Origin of the sequence: Nocardia fusca NBRC 14340, from assembly GCF_001618425.1 — a bacterium.
In the GTDB taxonomy this organism is placed as follows: domain Bacteria; phylum Actinomycetota; class Actinomycetes; order Mycobacteriales; family Mycobacteriaceae; genus Nocardia; species Nocardia fusca.
This window is the reverse complement of sequence record NZ_BDCU01000004.1, coordinates 25,417-47,212: the sequence shown is the minus strand read 5'-3', so window position 1 is coordinate 47,212 and position 21,796 is coordinate 25,417. Positions and strand designations below refer to the sequence as shown.

Below are 21,796 nucleotides of genomic sequence, written 5' to 3'. Positions count from 1 at the left end.
TCCCTTCACTGTACTAACAGTCGTTATCTCGGATACCTATCATTGATATTAGCGGCTCAGTAACTGAAAACCTACGCCTGAATCAGGATTTCCTTGAAGCTTCCAGGCGCATATCAGGGGAAGTGGACCGGGGTACCGCGTTTGCGGGTTGCCCGCACCGGACTTGTGGACCTCTGATACGGCCAGGTCGCCGCCCGTCGCGGGGGTCTTCCCGGGCGGGCAGCCAGTAGCCTCTGGATAGCTGGTATCCCTTCCGGAACCGTGCCGAAGCCATTGTGTGGCGTACGACACGTCTGCCGAAAGCTGAGATGAACGTTCAACCTACCGGGTCGAATTTGTGAAGGATACTGGGCCCGTGCGGGTGTGACTGTGGTCCGTACGGGCCGATGTCCTGTCGCAATAGGGAATTGGCGGACGAGCTACAGGCGTTCGATGATCGTTCCTGTCGCGAGTGCGCCACCGGCGCACATGAGAACCATTGCGACGTTCCGGTCGGAACGTTCGAGTTCGTGCAGGGCTGTGGTGATCAAACGGGACCCGGTGGAGCCGACGGGATGGCCGAGAGCGATCGCGCCACCGTTCACATTCACCCGGTCGAAATCGGGCTTGTGCACCTGAGCCCAGGACAATGCTACGGAAGCGAACGCCTCGTTGATCTCGAACAGGTCGATATCGCCGATGCTCATACCCGATCGCTCGAGCAGCCGTTCACACGCCTGAACCGGGCCGTCGAGGTGGAACTCGGGTTCGGAACCGACCAGGCACTGGGTCACCACCCGGGCCCGGGGCCGCAGACCTTCGCGCTCCGCGGCCTTCTCGTCCATCAGCAGCACCGCCGCCGCACCGTCGGAAATCTGCGAAGACGTTCCGGCGGTGTGGATTCCGCCCTCCAGTACCGGCTTCAGCTTGGCGAGGCTCTCCGCCGAGGTCTCCCGTAGGCCCTGGTCCCGGTTCACCTCCTGCTTCTCCCCGGTCGGGTTGCCCTCCTTGTCGACTACCGGCGCGGTGACGGTGAGTACCTCGCGGTCGAACCGGCCCTCCGCCCAGGCCTGTGCGGCCAGGCGCTGGGACCGCGCACCGAGCGCGTCCACGTCCTCGCGAGTGATCCCGCGCCGCTTGGCGATTCGTTCGGCGGCTTCGAACTGGTTGGGCATATCGATATCCCAGGAAGCCGGCCGGCGCGGGCCCGCCTGGTCTCCGACATTGGCGCCCAGCGGAACCTGGCTCATCGCCTCCACGCCGCAGGCCACGCCGATATCGATGGCACCGGCGGCGATCAGGCCGGCGACGAGATGGTTGGCCTGCTGGGCCGAACCGCACTGCGCGTCGATGGTCGTGGCGCCCACCTGCCAGGGGAGGCCGGCAGCGAGCCAGGCCGTGCGGGTGATGTTGTTGGACTGTGCGCCGGCCTGGGTGACGCAGCCGCCGATGATCTGTTCGACCTTGGCGGGGTCGAGGTGGGCGCGATCGAGCAGCCCGCGCTGGGCGAGGCCGAGGATCTCGGCGGCGTGCAGCCCGGACAGCCAGCCGTTGCGTTTGCCGATGGGGGTGCGAGCTGCCTCGACGATAACGGGTGTGCCCATTATGAACCTTTCGTTTCGGACATAAAACTGTAACGTGTTCCGCGCACGGCACGAGGCGTGATCAGTCCACTTTCTTTCCTCGTTCTCCCGCCTGTGCTTCAATGATTGTAGAACGTGTTTCAGTTTGTCGAAGGAGACATCTGGTGGTGGATACGCGCATGGCCCGGCCGAACCTGCCGGACGGGTTCGACGTCACGGACCCCGACATGTACGTCCAGCGGATTCCGGTCGAGGAGTTCGCCGAACTCCGGCGTACCGCACCGATCTGGTGGCAGGAGAAGTCGCCGGAAGTGGGCGGATTCCACGACGACGGCTTCTGGGTCGTCACCAAGCACGCCGATATCAAGGAGGTGTCGCGGCGCAGCGATGTGTTCTCGACCTTCGAGAACACGGCGCTGCCGCGCTTCAACGACGATATCGAGCGTGAGCAGATCGAACTGCAGCGTTTCATCCTGCTGAACATGGACCCGCCCGAGCACACCCGGATGCGCAAGATCATCTCGCGCGGCTTCACCCCGCGCGCGATCAACTCGCTACGCGAAGAGCTGTCCAAGCGCACCGAGGCCATCGTCAAGGCCGCTGCCGAGGCCGGGTCCGGTGATTTCGTCACCCAGATCGCCTGCGAACTGCCCCTGCAGGCGATCGCCGAACTGATCGGTGTCCCGCAGGAAGACCGGATGAAGGTGTTCACCTGGTCCAACGAGATGACCGGCTACGACGATCCGGAAATCGATGTGGATCCGGTGCAGGCCTCCACCGAACTGCTCGGATACGCCTACGCGATGGCCGAGGCCCGTAAGGCCTGTCCGGCCGACGATATCGTCACCACCCTGGTCGAGGCCGATATCGACGGTGAATCGCTCAAGTCCGAGGAATTCGGCTTCTTCGTGATGCTGCTGGCCGTCGCGGGTAACGAGACCACCCGCAACGCCATCACCCACGGCATGATCGCCTTCCTGGAGAACCCGGATCAGTGGGAGCTCTACAAGAAGGAGCGCCCGAAGACCGCGGCCGACGAGATCATCCGCTGGGCCAGCCCCATCACCACCTTCCAGCGCACCGCGCTCGAGGACACCGAACTGAGCGGCGTCCAGATCAAGAAGGGCCAGCGGATCCTGATGGTCTACCGGTCGGCGAACTTCGACGAAGATGTCTTCGAGAACCCGATGAAGTTCGACATCATGCGCGAGGACAACCAGCATGTGGCCTTCGGCGGTACCGGCGCGCACTACTGCATCGGCGCCAACCTGGCCAAACTGGAGATCGACCTGATCTTCAACGCGATCGCCGACCATATGCCCGACATCACCAAGCTGGGCGACCCGAAGCGGCTGCGGTCGGGGTGGCTGAACGGCATCAAGGAGTTCCAGGTCGACTACAAGACCTGCCCGGTCACCGGTAAGACCGGAAGCTGACGCTCGCGACCGATCGCTGTTCCGGCCCCGCGTGACGACGCGGGGCCGGACTCTTTCCGAGGGCTCGGTGCCACGACTACCGGATGGGATCCCGTCGGATCGCGGATTGCCCCGGTCGAGCATCCTCGAATTCGAAGGCCGCGCCGCCCAGTACGATCGGCTCGGTATTGCCGCCGGTGCGGGCGTCCTCGGCGAATTCTTGCCAGGTCGTCGGCCGGTCATCGGCGATGACGGGTTCCTCCGGGCCGCCGTCGCAGTCATCGTCGTCCCGCTGCTCGGGCGGGTAAAACCACTGCCGCCGGGCAGTGAAAGATTCTGCCCCGCACACCTGGTGGTGTGCGGGGCAGGACCGTACTGCGGAAGCGGCCGCGCCGGGAGGGAAACCGGCCGGCCGCCGCTCAGGTGGCCGGTGCGGCCGTCGCCATTGCCCGGTCGACCTCCCAGAACGCGCGCAGAGCGAGGATCTTGCCCGCTTCGTCGACCTTGTAGGTGAACACGCCCTCCGCATCGATGCGGTGACCTCCGACAACGCTGCGGATCGTGCCGGTGAACGCGACCTCGGCACCGCAGGCGAACGAATCACCGAAGAGGAAATCGATGGAATCGGTCGCCGCGATCGCCTTGTCCCAGAACGCGCCGATGGCCTCGGGCCCACGGTGTCCCTTGCCTTCGGGATCGAAACCGGACGGGCCGATGGGATCCTCCACGATGCCGTCCGCGGCGAACAGTGCGAGCCAGGCGGCCTTGTCCCGGGCACGGACTGCGGCTTGGGAGGCGAGCCCGGCCGCGCGGGCGGGATGTTCCTCGCTGCTCATTTGTTCCTCTCGACAAGCCGGTGTGCCACCACTTCCGCAGCGGCACAGGCGGAAATCAGTTGATCGGGTTCTGGATGTAGTCTTCGGCGAACTTGCGCAGCGCGTCCTTCTTCGCCTCGAGTTCACCGTCGAAGCCGATACCCGCGGCCAGCCAGGGGATCACGATCGCATCGGTGACACCGGCGTCGTATTGCTCCTGGTAACCGTCGCGGCCGAACTTATCGATGCAGACGGCCTGGATCTCGAACGGCACCTCAGCACGACCGTATTCGGCCCGCAACTCACCCAGGCGGGCGATGGTGGTCTGCAGATCGTCGAACTTCATCATGGCCGAGGTCCAGCCGTCCCCGACCCTCGCGGCGCGGCGCAGGGCCACCTCGGTGTGGCCACCGATGTAGAACGGGACCGGTTCGCTCGGCGCCGGGCTCATCTGCAGTTCGTCGAAATCGAAGAACTCGCCGTGGAATTCGACCATGCCGCCGGCGAGAACCTTTTTGATGACCTCGATCATCTCGTCGACCCGGGCGCCGCGGCGCGCGTAGGGCACACCGCACCACTCGAATTCCTCGGGCGCCCAGCCGATGCCCACGCCGAACCCGAACCGGTTACCGGACAGATTCGCCACCGACCCGACCTGGCGGGCGAGCAGCAGCGGATTGCGGGATCCGAGTTTGAGCACATTGGTGTAGAAGCGCAACCGGCTGGTCACCGCGGCCATGGCGGTCGCGGCGATCAGCGGATCCACCCACGGTGTGTCCGGGCCCCAGAAGCGGCTGCCGTCCGGAGTGTAGGGGTACTTCGCCGCCTGCGATTTCATGTAGAACAGCGAATCCGGCAGGGCGATCGAGGTGAACCCGACCTCTTCCGCGGTGCGGGCGAGTTCAGGCAGCTGCTCGAGCGGGCTCAGCGCGATACCGAGACTGAACTGCAGTGTCATCGGCGTTCCGATCCGACGACCCACATGGAGAAGTACTGAGAGCCGCCACCGTAGGCGTGGCCGAGCGCCTTGCGGGCATTGTCGACCTGGTAGTCACCGGCCCGGCCCATGACCTGTTTGGCGGCCTCGGCGAACCGGATCATGCCGGAAGCGCCGATCGGGTTCGAGGAGAGCACGCCGCCGGACGGGTTCACCGGCAGCGCGCCACCGATCTCGGTTTCGCCTTTGTCGGTGAGCTTCCAGCCGTCGCCGGGGGCGGCGAAACCGAGGTTCTCCAGCCACATCGGTTCGAACCAGGAGAACGGGACGTAGATCTCGGCGGCGTCGATCTCGGCCAGCGGGTCGGTGATCCCGGCCTGCGCCCACAGGGCCTTCGCGGCTTCCTGGCCGGCCTGCGGGTTCACCTGGTCACGGCCGGCGTAGGCCAGCGGTTCGGTCCGCATTGCGGTGGCGTGGATCCAGCCGACCTTCTTCCCGGACGCCTCCACCGCGGCCGCCGATTTCTCGCCGCCGATGACCACGGCACAGGCGCCGTCGGAGGAGGGGCAGGTCTCGTCGAACCGGATGGGGTCCCACAGCATCTGGGAGGCGAGTACCTCTTCGGCGGTCTTGTCGCCCTGCTTGAGATGGGCGTGCGGGTTCTTGGCCCCGTTGCGCCGGTCCTTGGCCGCCACCGTCGCGCCGATGTGCAGGGGCGCGTTCGAGCGGCGGATATAGGACCGCACATGGGGGGCGAAGTAACCGCCGGCGCCCGCGCCGACCGGCATGGTGAAGGGCACCGGAATCGACAACGCCCACATGGCATTCGATTCCGACTGCTTCTCCCAGGCGATGGCGAGCACCTTCTCGTGCACACCGCCCTGCACCATGCTGGCGGCCACACAGGCGGTGGAACCGCCGACCGAGCCCGCCGTGTGCACGCGCAACAGCGGTTTGCCAGGGGCGCCCAGCGCGTCGGCCAGGTACAGCTCGGGCATCATCATGCCTTCGAACATGTCCGGCGCCTTGCCGATGACGATGGCGTCGATATCGGCCATGGTCAGGTCGGCGTCGGCCAGTGCCCGGTCGATCGCCTCGCGGCACATCCCGGCCATCGAGACATCGCTGCGCTTGGCAACGTGATGGGTCTGTCCGGTGCCCAGCACCGCGGCGGGGAAACTCATCGGCCGGCCTCCGAATTCAAAACGGTCACAAGGTTCTGCTGCAGGGCCGGGCCGCTGGTGGCATGTGCCAGGGTGCGGCCCGCGGTGCCCGCCATGATGGGCAGCGCGGCGTAGCCGATGCGCTCCAGCCCGGTGGCGAACATGGGATTGCCGGCCAGCGCGCCGCCGGACGGGTTGACCTTCGTCTCCGGTTTCAGACCGAGCGCCTCGGTCAGGATGAGCTGCTGGTGGCTGAACGGTGCGTGTAGTTCGGCGACGTCGATACCGCTGGTGTCGCCGGTGGTCACCGCCTGTCCCGCGGCGGCGGCCGACGGCGAGGTGGTCAGGTCACGAGCGCCCAGCACACTGGAATCGATCCGGTGCGCCATCCCGGTGATCCACGCGGGACGCTCGGTCAGTTCGCGGGCGCGGTCGCCGACCGCCAGCACGATGGCCGCGGCACCGTCGGTGACGGGCGCGCAGTCGTGTTCGCGCAGCGGGTCGGCGACATAGGGGTTGGTGAGCAGCTCGTCGACCGATTTCCCGTCGATGGTGTGCGCGGCCGAGACCGCGGCCATATCGCGCTCGGTCCAGCGGCCGGCGTCCAGACCCGCCCGGGCCTGCAGCCCGGCGATGGCCAGCGCATCCGGCCACAGGGGCGTGACCAGGTAGGGGTCGAGCTGGGTGGACAGCACCTGGCGCAGCGTGCTCGCCGAAGACTTTCCGAAGCCGTAGACCAGGGCGGTCTGCGCCTGGCCGGTGCGCAGTTTCACCCACGCCTCGTACAGAGCCCAGGCGGCGTCCATCTCCACATGGGATTCGTTGATCGGCGGTACGGCGCCGATCGAATCGATGGCGGAGATGAACGAGAAGGACCGCCCGGCCAGGTAGTCCGACGATCCGGAGCACCAGAAGTCGATATCGGACTTGGTGATGCCGAGCTGGTCGTAGAGCTGCTGGAAGCAGGGCACCAGCATCTCCACCCCGTTGGTGGTGCCGTAGGTCTCCGACACATGCGGTGCGTGCGCGAAGCCGACGACGGCGATCTCGGTGGCGTTGTCGATGGAACGCTCGGTGATGGTCACGCGGGGAGCCCTCTCACAGGTGATGCTTGTAGGTGTCGTAGTCGGCATCCGGCTCGCCGGTCGGCTCGAAGTGGCTGATATTGGCCATGGTGTAGTCCCACTCCTCGCGCGGTTTCCAGACCGCCTTGACCCGCATACCCATCCGCACCTCACTGGCCTCGCAACCGAGTACGAGATGCAGGAAGGGGATATCCGCGCCGTCGATCAGCACATACGCCGCCACATAGGGCGGTTTGATCCGCTGGCCGAGAAACGGCACGTTCACGATGCAGAAGGTGGTGACGGTGGCGGTGTCGGCGAGCTCGACGGTATCGGAGGTGGACCGGCCGTCCACCGGATCGACACCGCGCGGCGGGAAGTACACCTTGCTGTTCGCATCGGCCCGCGCGCCGATGAGTTTGCCTTCTTTCAGACCGCGCAGGAAGGTGCTCTCCTCGGGGGAGGCGGTGTGCTTGTAGTCCATCCCGATCGGTGTGGTGATGATGGTGACCGGGTCGGCATCCGAGGCCGGGGCCGGCTCCGCCGTCGGGGTCTCACCGGGCTCGAAGCAGACGATGTCGTGGATGGTGCCGGTGAGTTCGGCGGCCCAGCGGGCGGTCACCCGCAGGCCGGTGCCGATTTGTTCCGGGCTCTCCACATCGACCGCGTGCAGCAGTGCGGTGTCGGCGCCGTCGAGCTGGATCAGCGCGTAGGCGAACGGCCGGTCGAAAGGCTGGCCGGGCAGCGGATCGCGGACCCAGGTCCAGGACTTCACCGTGCCGGTGGCGGCGACCTCGACGAACTCCGACAGCGGTTCGGCGGTCACCGGGTCGAATTCGGCCGGTGGTACGAGCACCCGGCCGTCCGAACCCCGGATACCGAAGACGCGTCGCTCGCGCAGGCCGGTAAGGAACTTGCCGATGATGGGTCCCACGGAGCGCGTGTAGTCGAACTCCATCCGCAGGGGCGCACTGAGCACATCGCTCGGTTTCAGTCCCGGCGGGCGTTCCTGCGTAACTACCGTGGGTGCAGTATTCCCCTGATTCACGATATCGAGTAGAACAGGTTCTTATTCTGCTGGCAAGCAGTAGGCCGGAAGGGGTCGGATATGAAGTTCGGATTGCAACTCGGGTACTGGAGCGCGGGCCCGCCGGAACATGCCGCCGAGGTCGTCGTGGCGGCCGAGGAAGCCGGCTTCGACGCCGTGTTCGCCGCCGAGTCCTGGGGGTCGGACGCCTTCACGCCGCTGGCCTGGTGGGGTTCGGCGACCGAGCGGGTACGACTGGGGACCTCGGTGGTGCAGCTGTCGGCCCGGACCCCTACCGCCACCGCCATGCACGCGCTGACCCTCGACCATCTCAGCGGCGGGCGGGCGATACTCGGCCTCGGCGTCTCCGGCCCGCAGGTGGTGGAGGGCTGGTACGGGCAGCCGTTCGCCAAACCGTTGCAGCGGACCCGCGAGTACGTCGATATCGTGCGCAAGGTGCTGGCCCGCCAGGGGCCGGTGACCAACGACGGGCCGAACTATCCGCTGCCCTACAACGGCGCGGGCGCGACCGGTCTGGGGAAACCGCTCAAGCCGATAACCCATCCGCTACGTGCGGATCTGCCGATCTGGCTGGGCGCGGAAGGGCCGAAGAATGTGGCGCTGACCGCGGAGATCGCCGACGGCTGGCTGGCCATCTACTACACCCCCCGTATGGCGGATGTGTACAACGAATGGCTGGACGAGGGCTTCGCCCGCCCGGGTGCCCGGCGTTCGCGGGCGGACTTCGAGATCGCCGCGACCGCGCAGGTGATCATCACCGACGACCCCGCGGCCGAGATCGAACGGATGCGCTGGATCACTTCGCTCTACATCGGCGGGATGGGCGCGCCGGAACTGAATTTCCATGCCCAGGTGTATCGCCGGATGGGCTACGAGAAGGAAGTCGACGAGATCGGCACGCTGTTCCAGGCCGGCCGCAAAGCCGAGGCCGCGGCCGCCGTACCGGACGAGCTGGTACTGGAGACCGCGATCATCGGCAACGAGACCCAGGTGCGTGAGCAGATCGCGGTATGGGAGGCCGCAGGCGTCACCATGCTGTTGGTCTCGGTGCCGGATGTGGAACAACTGAAGCGGTTGGCGCCACTGATTTCCGCTGGGTGAACTTGTTGCAGAAATCGGTCGGTCGGCGGGCAATGCAGTTAGGCGGTGTCTCGAAGTCGTTACTGAGCCATAGATTGATGGCGGCGATGTGGAGCGTGGCGAGGTAGCGGACGGCGAGTTTGTCGAATCGCGTCGCCACGGCCCGATGTTGTTTGAGCTGGTTGATACCGCGCTCGACGGTGTTGCGATCCCGGTAGATCACTGTGTCGAACGCCGGAGGCCGGCCACCGGCGGAACCGCGTCGGCGGCGGTGCCCGGCTTGATCGGCCGGGACCGCGATCGTCGCCCGGATGCGACGCCGGCGCAGATATTCACGATTCGCCCGGGAGGAATATGCCTTGTCGGCCAGGACCCGGTCAGGGCGAGTACGCGCCCGCCTGTTCCCGAGTTGCTGCTACCGAGCACTATTCGTTTCCGTCGAATGCCTATGGGACGCGGTCCGGGTCGGCCACGGCCTCGATCCGGCGACCGGTCACCGACAGATCGCGGGAGTGGTCGGGGTCGTCGGGTTCTGTCGTCGCCGAATGAGGCATCGAGGTGGCGGGGACCGGCGGGTCATCGCGGTCGCTGGTGCCCGCTGCGTCAGTTGTTGCGGGCTGCGGGCGCGGTTTGGCCCCGTCGGCGGAGGGTTCGGTCGTAGTCCTCGACGCGTGCTTTCGCGATGACCGAGCGGTTCGGGGTTCGCAGCACGATGCCCTCGGGATTCCCGGTCCCGCCCTGGTCGAGGCGGCAGCGGGTCAACGGCAGCTGTTCGGCGAGAAACTTGTGCGTGGACTCGACGTCGCGTGGCAGCTCCGTCGCGTCGAATTCGAACAGCCGGGGCGTGAGTTCGACTCCGTCGCGTGCGGCGGCCGTGGTGAGATCGGTTTCGGTCAGGAACGGCTGCCCGCCCGACTCGCGCCAGGACGATATCTCCGAGAGCGAGCGGGTCAGGATCGCGTCGTAGTCGCGCAGCTCGACCATGTCGAACAGCCGGTAGCCGACGGCACGTTCGCTCGTGTACTGCTTGCTCGCCGCGGTGATCTTGCCGCCGTACAGCTCCAGATAGTGCACGCGCACAACGTCGTTCACCGGCTCCAGCGATTCGGCGAACTCGCGCAGGCCGGCCACGATGCCTTGAGCCGGGTTGCCGATGAGATCACCTTTGGCGTACAGCAGTTCCTCGCGGCTGCCGAGCAGCCAATTGCCGTCGGGCAGGGAGATGATCCGCGCGTTCGAGCCGTCGACCTTCTCGGTTCCGATGACCGGGCCGGTGAACTGTGTGACGACTTCGGTGAGTGCGCCGCGTTCCCCGAGTTGGTGGTAGGTCGGTATCGATGGGTATTTGGTTGCGGAGTTGATCGCATCCAGGTCGGTGCTGCGCATATCGAAACTCATGCGGGAATCGTGTTCGTCGCGCTCGGCGGTGTCCATTGGTTTTCTGGTGTTGAATGTGTTGCTCGTGGTTGGCTCCTAGCCCATATCGATCTCTCCGTAGCGTGAACAATGTTCGCGAATAAAATTGACATCAGCGTTGCTCGATTGGAACGGATATCACCCGTATGGCCTGGACCTGGGAACCGGATACCTTTGCCGCGCACTGGTTCGACGAGGGCAACGACCGTATGCCCACACTCCTGCGCTACCGGAGCCGTTTCGCCACGATCGATGAGTTCGAGGCGCACCGCGCAGCCGGCGATATCGACCGGTTGGCTCAAGAGCTACAGCGGCGGCAGCCAGGACTGTGTCGAGGTGGCGTTCTTCGAGGGAGGTGTGGTGGGTGTGCCCGGTTCCAAGGATCGCGGCGGCGGCCCGGCCTTGTCTTTCACCTCTGGGGCCTGGGATACCTTCACCTCGAACATCCGCACCGGTCGGCTCGACCGGCCGTAGCTCACAACTCGGAGATTCGCCCCTGCGGCCCCGGCTGTACCGGGGGCCGGAGACACGCAGCTATGGAGCGAGACGCCAGAGGGCGTCCATCGGGACCGCCCGTAGCTTGGGCCCGAAGGGCAAGGTCTGTTTGCCGGTGTAGAGGACGTAGCCCGCGACGAACTTGTCATCAAGCTTCTGCGCGAGGTTGCGCAGACCGGTGAGATCTGCGGTCCGTACTGTTGCCCCCGCCTTGACCTCAACTCCCACGACACGGCCGTCGGGGGTCTCCAGCACCACGTCGACTTCGACCTTGTCCTTGGTGCGATAGTGATACATGCGTGCTCGCTGCTGTGCCCAGGTCAGTTGTCGCGCGAGCTCCATTGCCACGAAGTTCTCCAGCATCGGACCGGCGGCACCGCCGGGATCATCCAGATGCGCGGCGTCCTGTCCGAGGAGGTGGCCGGCGATTCCGGAATCGACGAACGCCAGCTTGGGGGTTCCGATCGCCCGGAAGGTCGGCCCGGGAGACCATGCGGGAATACTCTTGATCAGGAAAACCGATTGCAGCAACTCGATATAGCGCACCACCGTGGTCCGGGAAAGACCTGACTGGCCGGCCAAGGTTGCCGGTACGAGCAGATTGCCCACCCGCCCCGCGAGCAGTGCCAGCAGCTTCAACATTTCGCCGTGCCGCTCGATGGCGGCGAGTTGGAGCACGTCACGCTCGACAAGGGTCTGTAGATACGAATCGAAGAATGCGGACCGGCGGCGGGGGCCGCGCCGGACCGCTTCCGGGAATCCACCCACTACCGCGCGTTCGAGATAGTCCCGGCGTCTGAGCGTGGACGAGTGGTCTATATCGGGGCCGTGGCGGAACGCCGCATCGACGAATCCGTCCGGCTGCCCATCGATCTCGCCCTGCGCGAAGGGCCACAGTTCGATGATCTCCATCCGTCCGGGCAACGCGTCCGGGAGTGTGCGCAGGGCGAGAACACGCGATGATCCGGTCAGCAGGAATCGCCCCGGCATGGGGTCGAGATCGACAGTCATCTTGATCGGGCGAAGCAATTCGGGCGCGAGCTGGATCTCGTCGATGATGGTCAACCCGCTGTCGCGATCGACGAATCCGGCCGGATCCTCCTGGGCGGCCCGTAGGGTAGCCGGATCGTCCAACAGCCGGACGATGGTGTCCGGCTGTTTTTTGCCCGTCAGGCGAGTGAGTGTGCTCTTGCCGGCTTGGCGGGCCCCATTGACCAGCACTACTCGGGTATCCGCGAGTGATTCGGCGACCAGCCCCTCGGCATGCCTGGGAAGGAGTCGAAACTCGTTCATCCTGTCATTATGGCATTGAGATGGTCATCTGGCCGCAGGACTGCTGGTCACTTGAACGGTAGGTCGGTGGTCATATGGACGGCAGGTTGGTGGTCACTTGGACGGTATCGAGGCAGTCGGGTGACTGGGTGGGCGGTCGTCAGGCCGATTCGCCCACCGGTTCCTCTGTCCATTCCGGTGGCAGGTCGAACAGCGGGAACAAGCGCTCGGTATCGAGGAAGAAATTGAGCCCGGTGATCACGCCCTCTCGCACCTCCAGCACGGTGATCGACCACGGTGTCCACCGGCCCGGCTCGCCGCTCGGCTTGTAGTGGCCGAATGCCGGATGGCCGTTGGCTCCGGCCAGCGGAACCAAGCGCGAGCCCCGGCAGGCAGCACCGGTACCGAGCATGAAGGCGGCCACGTTCTCCGGGCCGGAAACCCAGAGATCGAACGGCGGCATGGACAGCGCCACATCGCTTTTCAGCAGGTTGGTGAGCGCGTCCATATCGTAGGACTCGAACGCCGTCACGAAGTTCTCGACGAGTTTTCGCTGATCATCGTCGGTGTCGTCGTAGGTGTCGGTATCGGCCGGCTTGACCTTGCTCATGGTGGCGCGTGCCCGCTGCAGGGCACTGTTCACCGAGGCGGTACTCATGGTGAGCGCCTCGGCGGTCTCGTTGGCGGAGAAGCGCAGGACCTCGCGCATGATCAGGATGGCGCGCTGTGTGGCGGGCAGATGCTGGCAGGCGGCGACGAAAGCAAGGCGCAGGCTGTCCTTGGCAGTGGCGTGCTCGGCGGGGTCGGCACCGAAGGCGAGTGAGTTGGGGATGGGCTCGACCCAGACGTAGTCCGGCTGCGGGGGCGGCAGGGGCCGGTCCGGTGTCGACGGGCTCGACAGATCCATCGGCCGCGCGCGGCGCTGCGGGCCGTCGAGCATATCGAGGCAGATATTGGTGGTGATCTTGTAGAGCCAGGAACGCAGACTGGCCCGGCCCTCGAAGGAATCGTAGGACTTCCAGGCCCGGGTGAATGCGTCCTGGACGGCGTCCTCGGCTTCGAAGGACGACCCCAGCATGCGGTAGGCATAGGCACACAGTTCCCGTCTGTGCACCTCGAAGGATCTCATGACATCGGCGTCGACAGTGCCGGTCTGCTCGCTCATGCGTGCCACTGTGGCACAGGGCACCGACATGTGAACAGAGGATGAAACGCGCCTTTTTCGGTCGATTCCCCAGGGGTATCACCCGGCCCCAGCGGCCACATTGTCCGGCACCGATTACTTTCCGGGGCGGCCCGCGTCTGAACCTTTGCAGCCGGCGAAACGCAGACCACCCTCCCGAAAGGACCGAAACCATGAGCAGCAAGATGATTTTCGTGAACCTACCCGTCACCGACCTGGGGCGGTCCAAGAACTTCTACGAGGCGCTCGGGTGGAAGGTCAACGACGATTTCACCGACGACAATGCCGCCTGCATCGTGGTCGACGACAATATCTGCCTGATGCTGCTGACCCATGGGCATTTCGCCACCTTCAGCCGGCGGCCGATCGCCGATACCCGGGCCGCCACCGGCGCCGCCTACGCGCTGTCGCTGAGCAGCGCCGAGGAGGTCGACCGGCTGACCGCGGCCGCGGTGGCCGCGGGCGGTACCGAGGAGATCAATACGGACAAGCAGGCCCAGGAGGCGCAGGTCGGGATGCACGGCCGGACCTTCCTGGACCCCGATGGTCACCAGTGGGAGCCGTTCTACATGGATTACCCCGGCGCGTAGGCGTAGTGCGCTCACGCGAATGCCCCGCCGACAACCGTCGAACGGGGCGTTCGGTGTTTCGGTGGCGCGACGCCGGCCGCTGAACCGACCGGGCCGGGCGTCGACCGGACGCACCGAGGTGCGCTCGGTCCGCACCGGCTTCTACTTGCCGCTGAAGTTCGGCTTGCGCTTCTCCTTGAACGCCTTGGGGCCCTCTTTGGCGTCGGCGGACTGGAAGACCGCCATACCGAGTTTGGCGTCGATCTGGAAGGCCTCTTCCTCGGGGATGCATTCGCTGTCGCGGATGGTCTGCAGGATCGCCTGCACCGCGAGCGGGCCGTTGGCCGCGATGAGGTCCGCCAGTTCCAGGGCCTTGTCCAGCGCTTGGCCGTCCGGCACCACATGGCCGATGAGGCCGATGTCCTTGGCCTCGGCGGCGCTCAGATGCCGGCCGGTGAGCAGAATATCCGCGGCAACCGTGTAGGGGACCTGACGAACCAACCGGACGGCGGAGCCGCCCAGCGGGAACAGACCCCAGCGGGCTTCGGACACCCCGAACTTCGCGCTTTCGCCCGCGACCCGGATATCAGTGCCCTGCAGGATCTCGGTGCCGCCGGCGATAGCCGCGCCCTCGACCGCCGCGATCAGCGGTTTGGTGAGCCGGCGGCCCTTCAGCAGGGCCTCGATCTTCGACAGGTCCCAGCCCCCGCCCGCGAACGAATCACCAGGATGCTGCTGGGTCATGCCCTTGAGGTCGGCACCCGCGCAGAAGGCCCCGCCCGCGCCGGTCAGGATCGCGACGCGGATGTCCGGATCGCTGTCGACCTGGTCCCAGGCGTCCCGCATGATCGCCATCATCTCGGTCGAGAGCGCGTTGCGCGCCTCGGGGCGATTCATGGTGACGATGAGGACATGGCCGCGCTTCTCGACGAGGCATTGAGGCATCGTTGTTTCTCCTGTTACTCGGACCCTTGCCAGAAACAGTAACACGTTCTATTTTTGACGTTGTGACGTACAACATAGCCGACCTCGTCGAACACACCATCGACCTTGTGCCGGACCGGGTTGCGCTGGCTGACGACCACCGCTCGGTGACCTTCGCCCAATTGGAGGACCGTGCGAACCGGCTGGCGCACTACCTGCTGGAACACGGTGTCCGGCCGGGCGACAAGGTCGGTATCTACTCACGCAACACCATCGAGGCCGTGGAGTCGATGCTGGCGGTGTTCAAGGCGCGGGCGGTGATGGTCAACGTCAACTTCCGCTACGTCGAGAACGAGTTGCAGTACATCTTCGAGAATTCGGACATGGTGGCGCTCATCCACGAGCGGCGCTACACCGACAAGGTGGTGAACGTCCGGTCGAAGGTCCCGCATCTGAAAACGGTGCTGATCGTCGACGACGGCACCGAAACCGCTACGCCCGCGGACGCGGTGGACTACGAAGCGGCACTGGCGGAATCGTCGGGCGAACGCGATTTCGGCGATCGGTCGAACGACGACATCTTCATGATCTACACCGGCGGTACCACCGGTATGCCCAAGGGCGTGATGTGGCGGCACGAGGACTGGTGGCGGGTGCTCGGCGGCGGTATCAACTTCATGACCGGTGAGTACGTCCAAGACGAATGGCAGCAGGCCAAAACCGGCGCGGCCGGCGGCCAGCTGGTGCGCTATCCGATCCCGCCGCTCATCCACGGTGGTTCGCAGACCGCGGTCTTCCACGGTCTGTTCGACGGCGGCAAGACCATCATGATCCCGGAGTTCGACGCGCATGTCGTCTGGCAGGCCGTGGACACGCACGGCATCAACATGATCTTCATAACCGGCGACGCCATGGCCCGCCCGATGCTGGACGCACTGAAGGCCGGCCATCCGGAAACCGGTGAGCCCTACCAGCACACGAACCTGTGGGCGATGGCCAGCAGCGCGGCCCTGTTCTCGCCCGCCCTCAAGGACGAGTACATCGACCTGCTCCCGAATACCGTGATCACCGATTCGATCGGCTCCTCCGAGACCGGTTTCGGCGGTATCTCGATCGCCGCCAAGGGCGCGACCCACACCGGCGGTCCGCGGGTGAAGATCGACGCCTCCACCGCGGTGATCGACGAGAACGGCAAGCCCGTCGTCCCGGGATCCGGGCAGACCGGTGTGCTGGCGCGCAAGGGTCATATCCCGATCGGGTACTACAACGACCCGGTGAAAACCGCGGCGACGTTCAAGGAGTACGACGGCGTCCGCTACTCCATTCCCGGCGACTGGGCACGGGTCGAGGAGGACGGGACCGTCACCATGCTCGGCCGTGGTTCGGTCAGCATCAACAGTGGCGGCGAGAAGATCTACCCGGAAGAGGTCGAGGGTGCGCTGAAATGCCATCCCGAGATCTTCGACGCGCTGGTGGTCGGCGTCCCGGACGAGCGCTGGGGGCAGCGGGTGGCGGCCGTGGTGCAGTGTCGCGGCGACAAGCGCCCCACCCTGGAGGAACTGCGCCCGGTGCTGACCCGGGAGATCTCCTCCTACAAGCTGCCCCGCAGCCTGTGGTTCGTCGACGAGATCAAGCGGTCACCGGCGGGTAAGCCCGACTACAAGTGGGCCAAGGCGCAGACCGAGGAGCGTGACGCCGACGAGCACGGGTCGGCGGGTAACGCCTCGTAGGACCGGACACCACGTAGGGCTGCCGCACATATTGCGGCAGCCCGGTGCTCGTCACCCACGAGTCCGCCGAGCGTGGTAGTCGGGAGCACGCAGCGGGCCTTCTACCTGGCAGGCCCAGTCAACGGCACCCTCCTGTCGTGACTCTGTCCTACGATTTCCGACCCGGGGCTCATGGTGGTACCGCGTGGTACCGTTTGGTATGGCCGGTTTGAATGTCAGATTCAGCGATGAAGAGCTGGAGGCCTTGCGACAGCGTGCCGAACGGGAGGGGCGGAGCATGCAGCAATTCGCGCACGATGCCGTGGTATCCGCGATCAATGAGCATTCACGGCTGTTCAACGAAGCCGCCGATCATGTTCTGGCTGCCAGTGAGGAACTCAATCGGCGGCTCGCCTGATGGAGTACTTGACGCTCGTCGAGCTGATGAACCTCGCGCAGCGGCTGGGTACCTCGGAGGTCCGTGATTACGGGCTGTTGGAGTCGGCACTGGCCCGTCCCCGGGCCAGCGTCTTCGGCCAGGACGCATATCCGGATATATGGCAGAAAGCCGCGGCATTCATGGAGTCGATCGCGCGCAACCATGCGATGGTCGATGGGAACAAGCGGCTTGCCTGGTATGCCACATGGGTGTTACTGCACCTCAACGGACATCCGCTGGCGGCGGATTTCGATGTGGATGCGGCCGAGGAGTTCGTCCTGGCGGTGGCACAGGGCCAGCTCGATCTGGCGAAGATCGCCGAAGGACTGACGAGATTCGAAGGGTAGCCGCCCTCGGTCGGTGCAGGTGGTGGAGCCATTCCAAGTGACGAATAAAGCAGGCTCGCCGGATTATCGGTCGGGCGCAAGTCGGTCGCCACGGAGCATTTCCATGATCTCGTCGGTGCTCATGCCCTCGATCTCTTTGCTGTCGGCAGTGCCGCGCATTCGATCGACCAGCCGCCGGCCGCGGGTGGGGGTCTCACCGCTGCGGACGATCCGGAGCGTGCCATCGACCTCGATCACCTCCACATCGTCTCCTTCGCGAAGGTTGAACTTCGCTCGTAAGGTCGAAGGAATAGTGATCTGGCCTTTGCTGTCGAGTATCACCGCGCGCTCCCGTCGTACGTAAGACGTGTACCACGTGATCCTGCGCGCGGTGATATTGCTCGACAAGGTGATAACTCAGGCGGATTCGGGGACGAACTGTGCCAGGGGGAGCAGGTGGTTCGTGGCCCCGCCCAAGGCGAACTCGTTGCGGGTGGCGGCGGTGAAATAGTTGTGCGCGATGTGGTCGCGGTCGATGCCGACGCCGCCGTGTACGTGGACCAGGGTGTGGGCGACCTGATGGCCGGCCTCGGCCGCCCAGAACTTCGCGGTGTGCACGGCCCCGGTGGCATCCAGGCCCTCCGCGAGCTGCCATGCCGCCTGGGTGACGGTCAGGCGCAGGCCCTGGAGGCCGATGTAGCTGTCGGCCAGGCGCTGGGCCACGGCCTGGAAGCTGCCGATGGCGCGGCCGAACTGCTCGCGTTCGCGGGCGTAGTCGGCGACCAGTTCCAGGGAGCGTTCGAGGGTGCCCAGCTGCTGGGCGGCCAGGCCGAGCCAGGCGCGGTCGAGCAGCCAGTCCAGGATCCGGGCGCCGTCCTCGACGGTGCCGAGCAGTTCGGCCGGCGCATCGGTGAACTCCACCAGCGATTCGGCGCCACGGTCGGTTACCTGCTGGGCGGTCACAGTGACGGAGTCGGCCGAGGGGTCGACCAGGAAGACGGCGGCGACTCCGGACGCCGTCGCGGGGACCAGGATCCGGGCCGCGCGGTCGGCGACCGGAACCGTGGTCTTGGTGCCGGTGACGCGCCATCCGCCGTCGGCTTCGGTGGCGGTCGTGGTGGGGCGGGCCGGTTCCCAGTTGTGTTCCTCGGCCAGTGCCACGGTCAGGATCGCGGTGCCCGCGCCGGCGTCGGTGGCGAGCTGCTGCTGCGCGGTGGACCCGAACTCGGCCAGCGCGCCCGCGCCCAGGACGACCGACCACAGGTAGGGGACCGCGGCGACGGCCTTGCCGAGTTCGCGCAGGATCGCGGTCTGTTCGAGCGAACCGAAGCCGCTGCCGCCCACTTCCTCGGGCAAGGCGGCGGCGAGCACACCGGTCTCCGCGAGTGATTTCCACAGCGGCTCGTCGAATTTCGCGGTCCCGCGGTCCAATTCGCGCAGGCGGTCGGCGGTGACCAGTTTGTCGCAGACCTCGCCGGTGAGCCGGGCCAGATCCGACTGGGCTTCGGTGGGGGTGAAATCCATGGTGAACTCCTGAATCGGGTGTCAGCGGCCGGAGGCGGGCTGCTTCAGAGCGGTCATGGCGATGATGTCGCGCTGCACTTCGTTGGTGCCGCCGCCGAAGGTGAGGATCAGGGCGGCGCGATGCATCCGCTCGAGCCGGCCGCGCAGGACCGAACCGGGGGAGTCCTGCCGCAGCGAGGCCTGCGGGCCGAGCACCTCCATGAGCAGCCGGTAGGCCTCGGTGGACAGTTCGGTGCCGTAGACCTTGCAGGCCGAGGCGTCCCACGGGCGCGGTGCGGCGTCCCCGCCCGCGTCGACCCGGCTGGCGATCTCCCAGTTCATCAACTTCAGGTATTCGACCTTGGCGTGCACCCGGGCGAGATTGAGCTGCACCCATTCGCGGTCGAAGATGCGGGAGCCGTCCGCGGCTTTCGTCTCCTTGGCCCACGCTGTCGTCTGGGCCAGGGCCAGCTGTAGCGCGGCGGCGGAGGTCAGGGCGACCCGTTCGTGGTTGAGCTGATTGGTGACCAGCGGCCAGCCGCCGTTCTCCGGACCGACCAGCGAGGTGACCGGGACGCGCACATCCTGGTAGTAGGTGGCGCTGGTGTCGGGGCCGGCCATGGTGTGGACCGGGGTCCAGGAGAAGCCCTCGGCGTCGGTGGGCACGATCAGCATGCTGATGCCCTTGTGTTTCTTGGCGGTGGGGTCGGTACGCACGGCCAGCCAGATGTAGTCGGCGTAAGCGATGAGGCTGGTCCACATCTTCTGGCCGTTGATCACGTAGTCGTCGCCGTCGCGCACCGCGGTGGTGCGCAGACTCGCGAGGTCGGTGCCCGCGCCGGGCTCGGAGTAGCCGATGGCGAAGTGCAACTCACCGGCGGCGATCTTGGGCAGGAAGAACTTCTTCTGCTCGTCGCTGCCGTAGTGCATGATCGTCGGCGCGACCGAGTTGATGGTCAGGAACGGCACCGGGGCGCCCGCGATGGCGGCTTCGTCGGTGAAGATCAGCTGATCGAGCATGGGCCGGTTCTGGCCGCCGAACTCCTCGGGCCAGCCCAGGGCCAGCCAGCCGTCGCGACCCATCTCCGCGACGACCTCGCGGTACACATTGCCCTGGCCGTACTCCCCGGTCTGGGAGCTGAGCGCGGCCCGCCGTTCGGGGGTGATCAGCCGTGCGAAGTATTCGCGCAACTCGGCGCGTAGCTGGTCATGTTCCGGGGTATACGCGATGCGCATGGCGGTACCTCGAGCCTTCGTTCTACGGGATTGGAGATGGGCCGGGATGTGGGATCGCGCCGCGCTCACCCGCTGGAAGCGCGGAATGGATCTCCGATACCTTGCTCCGATCATTGCATATGCACTGAAACATGTTCCAGTATTGAAGGGTAATCAGCCCATGTAGCCCGTCTCGGCGGCTGTCGCTTGTTAGGCTTCGGCCATCGGGTGGGAAAAGGAGTTTCGATGAAGGTCAGCGTTGACTTCGATCAGTGCGAAGCGAACGGAATCTGTGCGGGAATCGCTCCCGACGTCTTTGAACTCGATGACGAGGACATGCTGCACGTCGCCGAGGGCGAGGTTGCGCCCGATCAGGAGTCGCAAGTGGCCGAAGCGGTCGCGCAATGCCCGAAAGCGGCGTTGCGTTTGCTGTGAATCGGCTCTTGCCGTGAATAAGAACACGTTCTAGAGTCGGCCCGGTGAGCGATACAGATACCAGCCTTGCCGGGCGAGTTGCGATCGTGACCGGAGCGGGTGCGGGCCTCGGTAAGGCCGAAGCGCTCGCCCTGGCCGCAGCCGGGGCCTCGGTCGTGGTCAATGATCTGGCCGAGTCCGACGCCGTGTCCGAGACGCTGGAGCAGGTACGGGCACTCGGCGCCAAGGCCGAGTTCGTGGCCGGCAGTGTCGCCGAGCGGTCCACCGCCGACGCCTTGATCACCGCGGCCACCGAATCCTTCGGTGGCCTGGACATCGTGGTCAACAACGCGGGTATCACCCGCGACAAGATGCTGTTCAACATGTCCGACGAGGACTGGGACGCGGTTCTCGCGGTACATCTGCGCGGGCATTTCCTGCTGACCCGCAATGCCGGTGCCTATTGGCGGACGAAGTCGAAGGAAGCCGGTGCGCCGGTCTACGGCCGGATCGTCAACACCTCTTCCGAAGCCGGTCTGCTCGGTCCGGAGGGGCAGGCCAACTACGCCGCCGCCAAGGCCGGTATCACCGCTCTCACGCTGTCGGCCTCGCGTGCGCTGAACCGGTTCGGTGTCCGGGCCAATGCCATCTGCCCACGGGCGCGCACCGCCATGACCGAACAGGTCTTCAGCGCCGCCCCCGAGGGCGAGGTCGATCCGCTCTCGCCCGAGCATGTGGCGCGATTGGTGGCCTACCTGGCCTCTCCCGCGGCCGACGCAGTCAACGGGCAGGTGTTCGTCGTGTACGGACCCATGGTCGCGTTGATGGCCGCGCCGGAGGTCGAGCAGCGGTTCGACGCCGCGGGCGCGCAGTGGTCAGGTGACGATCTGGCCGCCACGCTGACCGGTTACTTCGCCGGGCGCGAAGAAGGTCGTACGTTCTCTGCAACGGCTCTGCACGAACTGGGCTGAGTGTCGGCATCGGAGCGGGTCGCGGGGTTTCGGTCCCGAACGCGCCCGAGGAGAGTTGAACAACCGTCCAGTCATTGGTAAACAGAGTGGTCGTACTGTGCCGGGCCTCACACAATGATGCTCAAGGCGTATGAATCGTGTTTCAATCCCGCTGTCTGGGATTGAGACAAGTTTCCAGTTCAGAAGCCTCAAAATGGCCCCAATCAGGAAATGAACATGTTCTACTTAGCGGGGCGTGCGCCGGGGTGTCTCCCGAGCTGCCGCCAGCGGGACCAG

General features: G+C 65.8%; 22 protein-coding genes and 1 pseudogene. 9 read left to right on the top strand and 14 right to left on the bottom strand.

From position 1 onward, the window contains the following. Positions 1–419: 419 nt before the first annotated feature. Positions 420–1,583 carry a steroid 3-ketoacyl-CoA thiolase gene (locus NF4_RS00725; protein ID WP_063125359.1) on the bottom strand — a complete coding sequence of 388 codons (1,164 nt, stop codon included), beginning with the start codon at positions 1,581–1,583 and terminating at the stop codon, positions 420–422. A gap of 158 nt (positions 1,584–1,741) precedes the next feature. Between NF4_RS00725 and NF4_RS00720 the strand changes: the two genes are divergently transcribed. Continuing rightward, on the top strand, positions 1,742–2,998 hold the full coding sequence (locus tag NF4_RS00720; protein ID WP_063125358.1) for a cytochrome P450: 1,257 nt from the start codon (positions 1,742–1,744) through the stop codon (positions 2,996–2,998). A 398-nt stretch (positions 2,999–3,396) separates the two neighbouring features. On the opposite strand, the gene NF4_RS00710 is transcribed toward NF4_RS00720, so the two are convergent. The 5 genes from NF4_RS00710 to NF4_RS00690 are packed head-to-tail and all read right to left on the bottom strand — an operon-like array spanning position 3,397 to position 8,004. Beyond that, positions 3,397–3,813 (bottom strand): nuclear transport factor 2 family protein, encoded by a 417-nt coding sequence (locus NF4_RS00710; RefSeq protein WP_063125356.1) that lies wholly within the window; start codon positions 3,811–3,813, stop codon positions 3,397–3,399. 55 nt (positions 3,814–3,868) lie between these two features. After that, entirely contained in the window at positions 3,869–4,744 is an 876-nt protein-coding gene (locus NF4_RS00705) for a TIGR03619 family F420-dependent LLM class oxidoreductase (RefSeq protein ID WP_063125377.1), read from the bottom strand. A gap of 2 nt (positions 4,745–4,746) precedes the next feature. Continuing rightward, complete coding sequence (locus NF4_RS00700; RefSeq protein WP_030522914.1) at positions 4,747–5,913, bottom strand: thiolase family protein; 1,167 nt, start codon at positions 5,911–5,913, stop codon at positions 4,747–4,749. Then, positions 5,910–6,977 (bottom strand): thiolase family protein, encoded by a 1,068-nt coding sequence (locus NF4_RS00695; protein ID WP_232330251.1) that lies wholly within the window; start codon positions 6,975–6,977, stop codon positions 5,910–5,912. The genes NF4_RS00700 and NF4_RS00695 overlap by 4 nt, the downstream gene beginning before the upstream one ends. 13 nt (positions 6,978–6,990) lie before the next feature. Beyond that, positions 6,991–8,004 (bottom strand): Zn-ribbon domain-containing OB-fold protein, encoded by a 1,014-nt coding sequence (locus tag NF4_RS00690; protein ID WP_439956712.1) that lies wholly within the window; start codon positions 8,002–8,004, stop codon positions 6,991–6,993. A gap of 60 nt (positions 8,005–8,064) precedes the next feature. Between NF4_RS00690 and NF4_RS00685 the strand changes: the two genes are divergently transcribed. Continuing rightward, entirely contained in the window at positions 8,065–9,105 is a 1,041-nt protein-coding gene (locus NF4_RS00685; protein ID WP_063125354.1) for an LLM class F420-dependent oxidoreductase, read from the top strand. Between the two features lie 64 nt (positions 9,106–9,169). Here NF4_RS00685 and NF4_RS36180 read toward each other — a convergent pair. Together NF4_RS36180 and NF4_RS00680 are read right to left on the bottom strand one after the other, a co-directional pair. Then, positions 9,170–9,481: pseudogene (locus tag NF4_RS36180) on the bottom strand (transposase); the annotation flags it as partial. A gap of 206 nt (positions 9,482–9,687) precedes the next feature. Beyond that, on the bottom strand, positions 9,688–10,518 hold the full coding sequence (locus tag NF4_RS00680; protein WP_232330250.1) for an RNA ligase family protein: 831 nt from the start codon (positions 10,516–10,518) through the stop codon (positions 9,688–9,690). A 234-nt stretch (positions 10,519–10,752) separates the two neighbouring features. Here NF4_RS00680 and NF4_RS00675 point away from each other — a divergent pair, with 234 nt between their 5' ends. Next, positions 10,753–10,974 carry a DUF397 domain-containing protein gene (locus NF4_RS00675; RefSeq protein ID WP_063125353.1) on the top strand — a complete coding sequence of 74 codons (222 nt, stop codon included), beginning with the start codon at positions 10,753–10,755 and terminating at the stop codon, positions 10,972–10,974. 60 nt (positions 10,975–11,034) lie between these two features. Here the strand turns inward: NF4_RS00675 and NF4_RS00670 are convergent, their stop codons facing one another. Both NF4_RS00670 and NF4_RS00665 read right to left on the bottom strand, forming a co-directional pair. Continuing rightward, positions 11,035–12,288, bottom strand: a complete 1,254-nt coding sequence (locus NF4_RS00670; RefSeq protein WP_063125352.1) for an ATP-binding protein — start codon at positions 12,286–12,288, stop codon at positions 11,035–11,037. Between the two features lie 139 nt (positions 12,289–12,427). Beyond that, positions 12,428–13,432 carry a sigma-70 family RNA polymerase sigma factor gene (locus NF4_RS00665; protein ID WP_063125351.1) on the bottom strand — a complete coding sequence of 335 codons (1,005 nt, stop codon included), beginning with the start codon at positions 13,430–13,432 and terminating at the stop codon, positions 12,428–12,430. Between the two features lie 191 nt (positions 13,433–13,623). Between NF4_RS00665 and NF4_RS00660 the strand changes: the two genes are divergently transcribed. Next, positions 13,624–14,040 carry a VOC family protein gene (locus NF4_RS00660; RefSeq protein WP_063125350.1) on the top strand — a complete coding sequence of 139 codons (417 nt, stop codon included), beginning with the start codon at positions 13,624–13,626 and terminating at the stop codon, positions 14,038–14,040. Between the two features lie 141 nt (positions 14,041–14,181). On the opposite strand, the gene NF4_RS00655 is transcribed toward NF4_RS00660, so the two are convergent. Further along, a complete protein-coding gene (locus NF4_RS00655; protein ID WP_051164274.1) occupies positions 14,182–14,964 on the bottom strand; it encodes a crotonase/enoyl-CoA hydratase family protein in 783 nt (260 codons plus the stop codon). Between the two features lie 62 nt (positions 14,965–15,026). Between NF4_RS00655 and NF4_RS00650 the strand changes: the two genes are divergently transcribed. The 3 genes from NF4_RS00650 to NF4_RS00640 all read left to right on the top strand — a co-directional run bounded on the left by NF4_RS00650 (position 15,027) and on the right by NF4_RS00640 (position 17,438). Continuing rightward, positions 15,027–16,673 carry an acyl-CoA synthetase gene (locus NF4_RS00650; protein ID WP_063125349.1) on the top strand — a complete coding sequence of 549 codons (1,647 nt, stop codon included), beginning with the start codon at positions 15,027–15,029 and terminating at the stop codon, positions 16,671–16,673. Between the two features lie 199 nt (positions 16,674–16,872). Continuing rightward, positions 16,873–17,070 (top strand): hypothetical protein, encoded by a 198-nt coding sequence (locus NF4_RS00645; RefSeq protein WP_063125348.1) that lies wholly within the window; start codon positions 16,873–16,875, stop codon positions 17,068–17,070. Next, on the top strand, positions 17,070–17,438 hold the full coding sequence (locus tag NF4_RS00640) for a type II toxin-antitoxin system death-on-curing family toxin (protein WP_063125347.1): 369 nt from the start codon (positions 17,070–17,072) through the stop codon (positions 17,436–17,438). The genes NF4_RS00645 and NF4_RS00640 overlap by 1 nt, the downstream gene beginning before the upstream one ends. A gap of 63 nt (positions 17,439–17,501) precedes the next feature. Here NF4_RS00640 and NF4_RS00635 read toward each other — a convergent pair whose 3' ends face one another. The 3 genes from NF4_RS00635 to NF4_RS00625 form a co-directional block, all read right to left on the bottom strand. Next, positions 17,502–17,759 (bottom strand): AbrB/MazE/SpoVT family DNA-binding domain-containing protein, encoded by a 258-nt coding sequence (locus NF4_RS00635; RefSeq protein WP_063125346.1) that lies wholly within the window; start codon positions 17,757–17,759, stop codon positions 17,502–17,504. 75 nt (positions 17,760–17,834) lie between these two features. After that, the gene (locus NF4_RS00630) at positions 17,835–18,941 is read right to left on the bottom strand and encodes an acyl-CoA dehydrogenase family protein (protein ID WP_063125345.1); all 1,107 of its coding nucleotides are present in this window, start codon (positions 18,939–18,941) and stop codon (positions 17,835–17,837) included. Between the two features lie 21 nt (positions 18,942–18,962). Continuing rightward, a complete protein-coding gene (locus tag NF4_RS00625) occupies positions 18,963–20,156 on the bottom strand; it encodes an acyl-CoA dehydrogenase family protein (RefSeq protein WP_063125344.1) in 1,194 nt (397 codons plus the stop codon). Positions 20,157–20,381: 225 nt separating this feature from the next. On the opposite strand from NF4_RS00625, the gene NF4_RS00620 reads away from it, so the two are divergent. Both NF4_RS00620 and NF4_RS00615 read left to right on the top strand, forming a co-directional pair. Continuing rightward, complete coding sequence (locus NF4_RS00620; protein WP_030522901.1) at positions 20,382–20,570, top strand: ferredoxin; 189 nt, start codon at positions 20,382–20,384, stop codon at positions 20,568–20,570. Between the two features lie 44 nt (positions 20,571–20,614). After that, positions 20,615–21,520, top strand: coding sequence for a 3-oxoacyl-ACP reductase (locus NF4_RS00615; protein ID WP_063125343.1), 906 nt, complete (start codon positions 20,615–20,617; stop codon positions 21,518–21,520). The last annotated feature ends 276 nt before the right edge of the window (positions 21,521–21,796 follow it).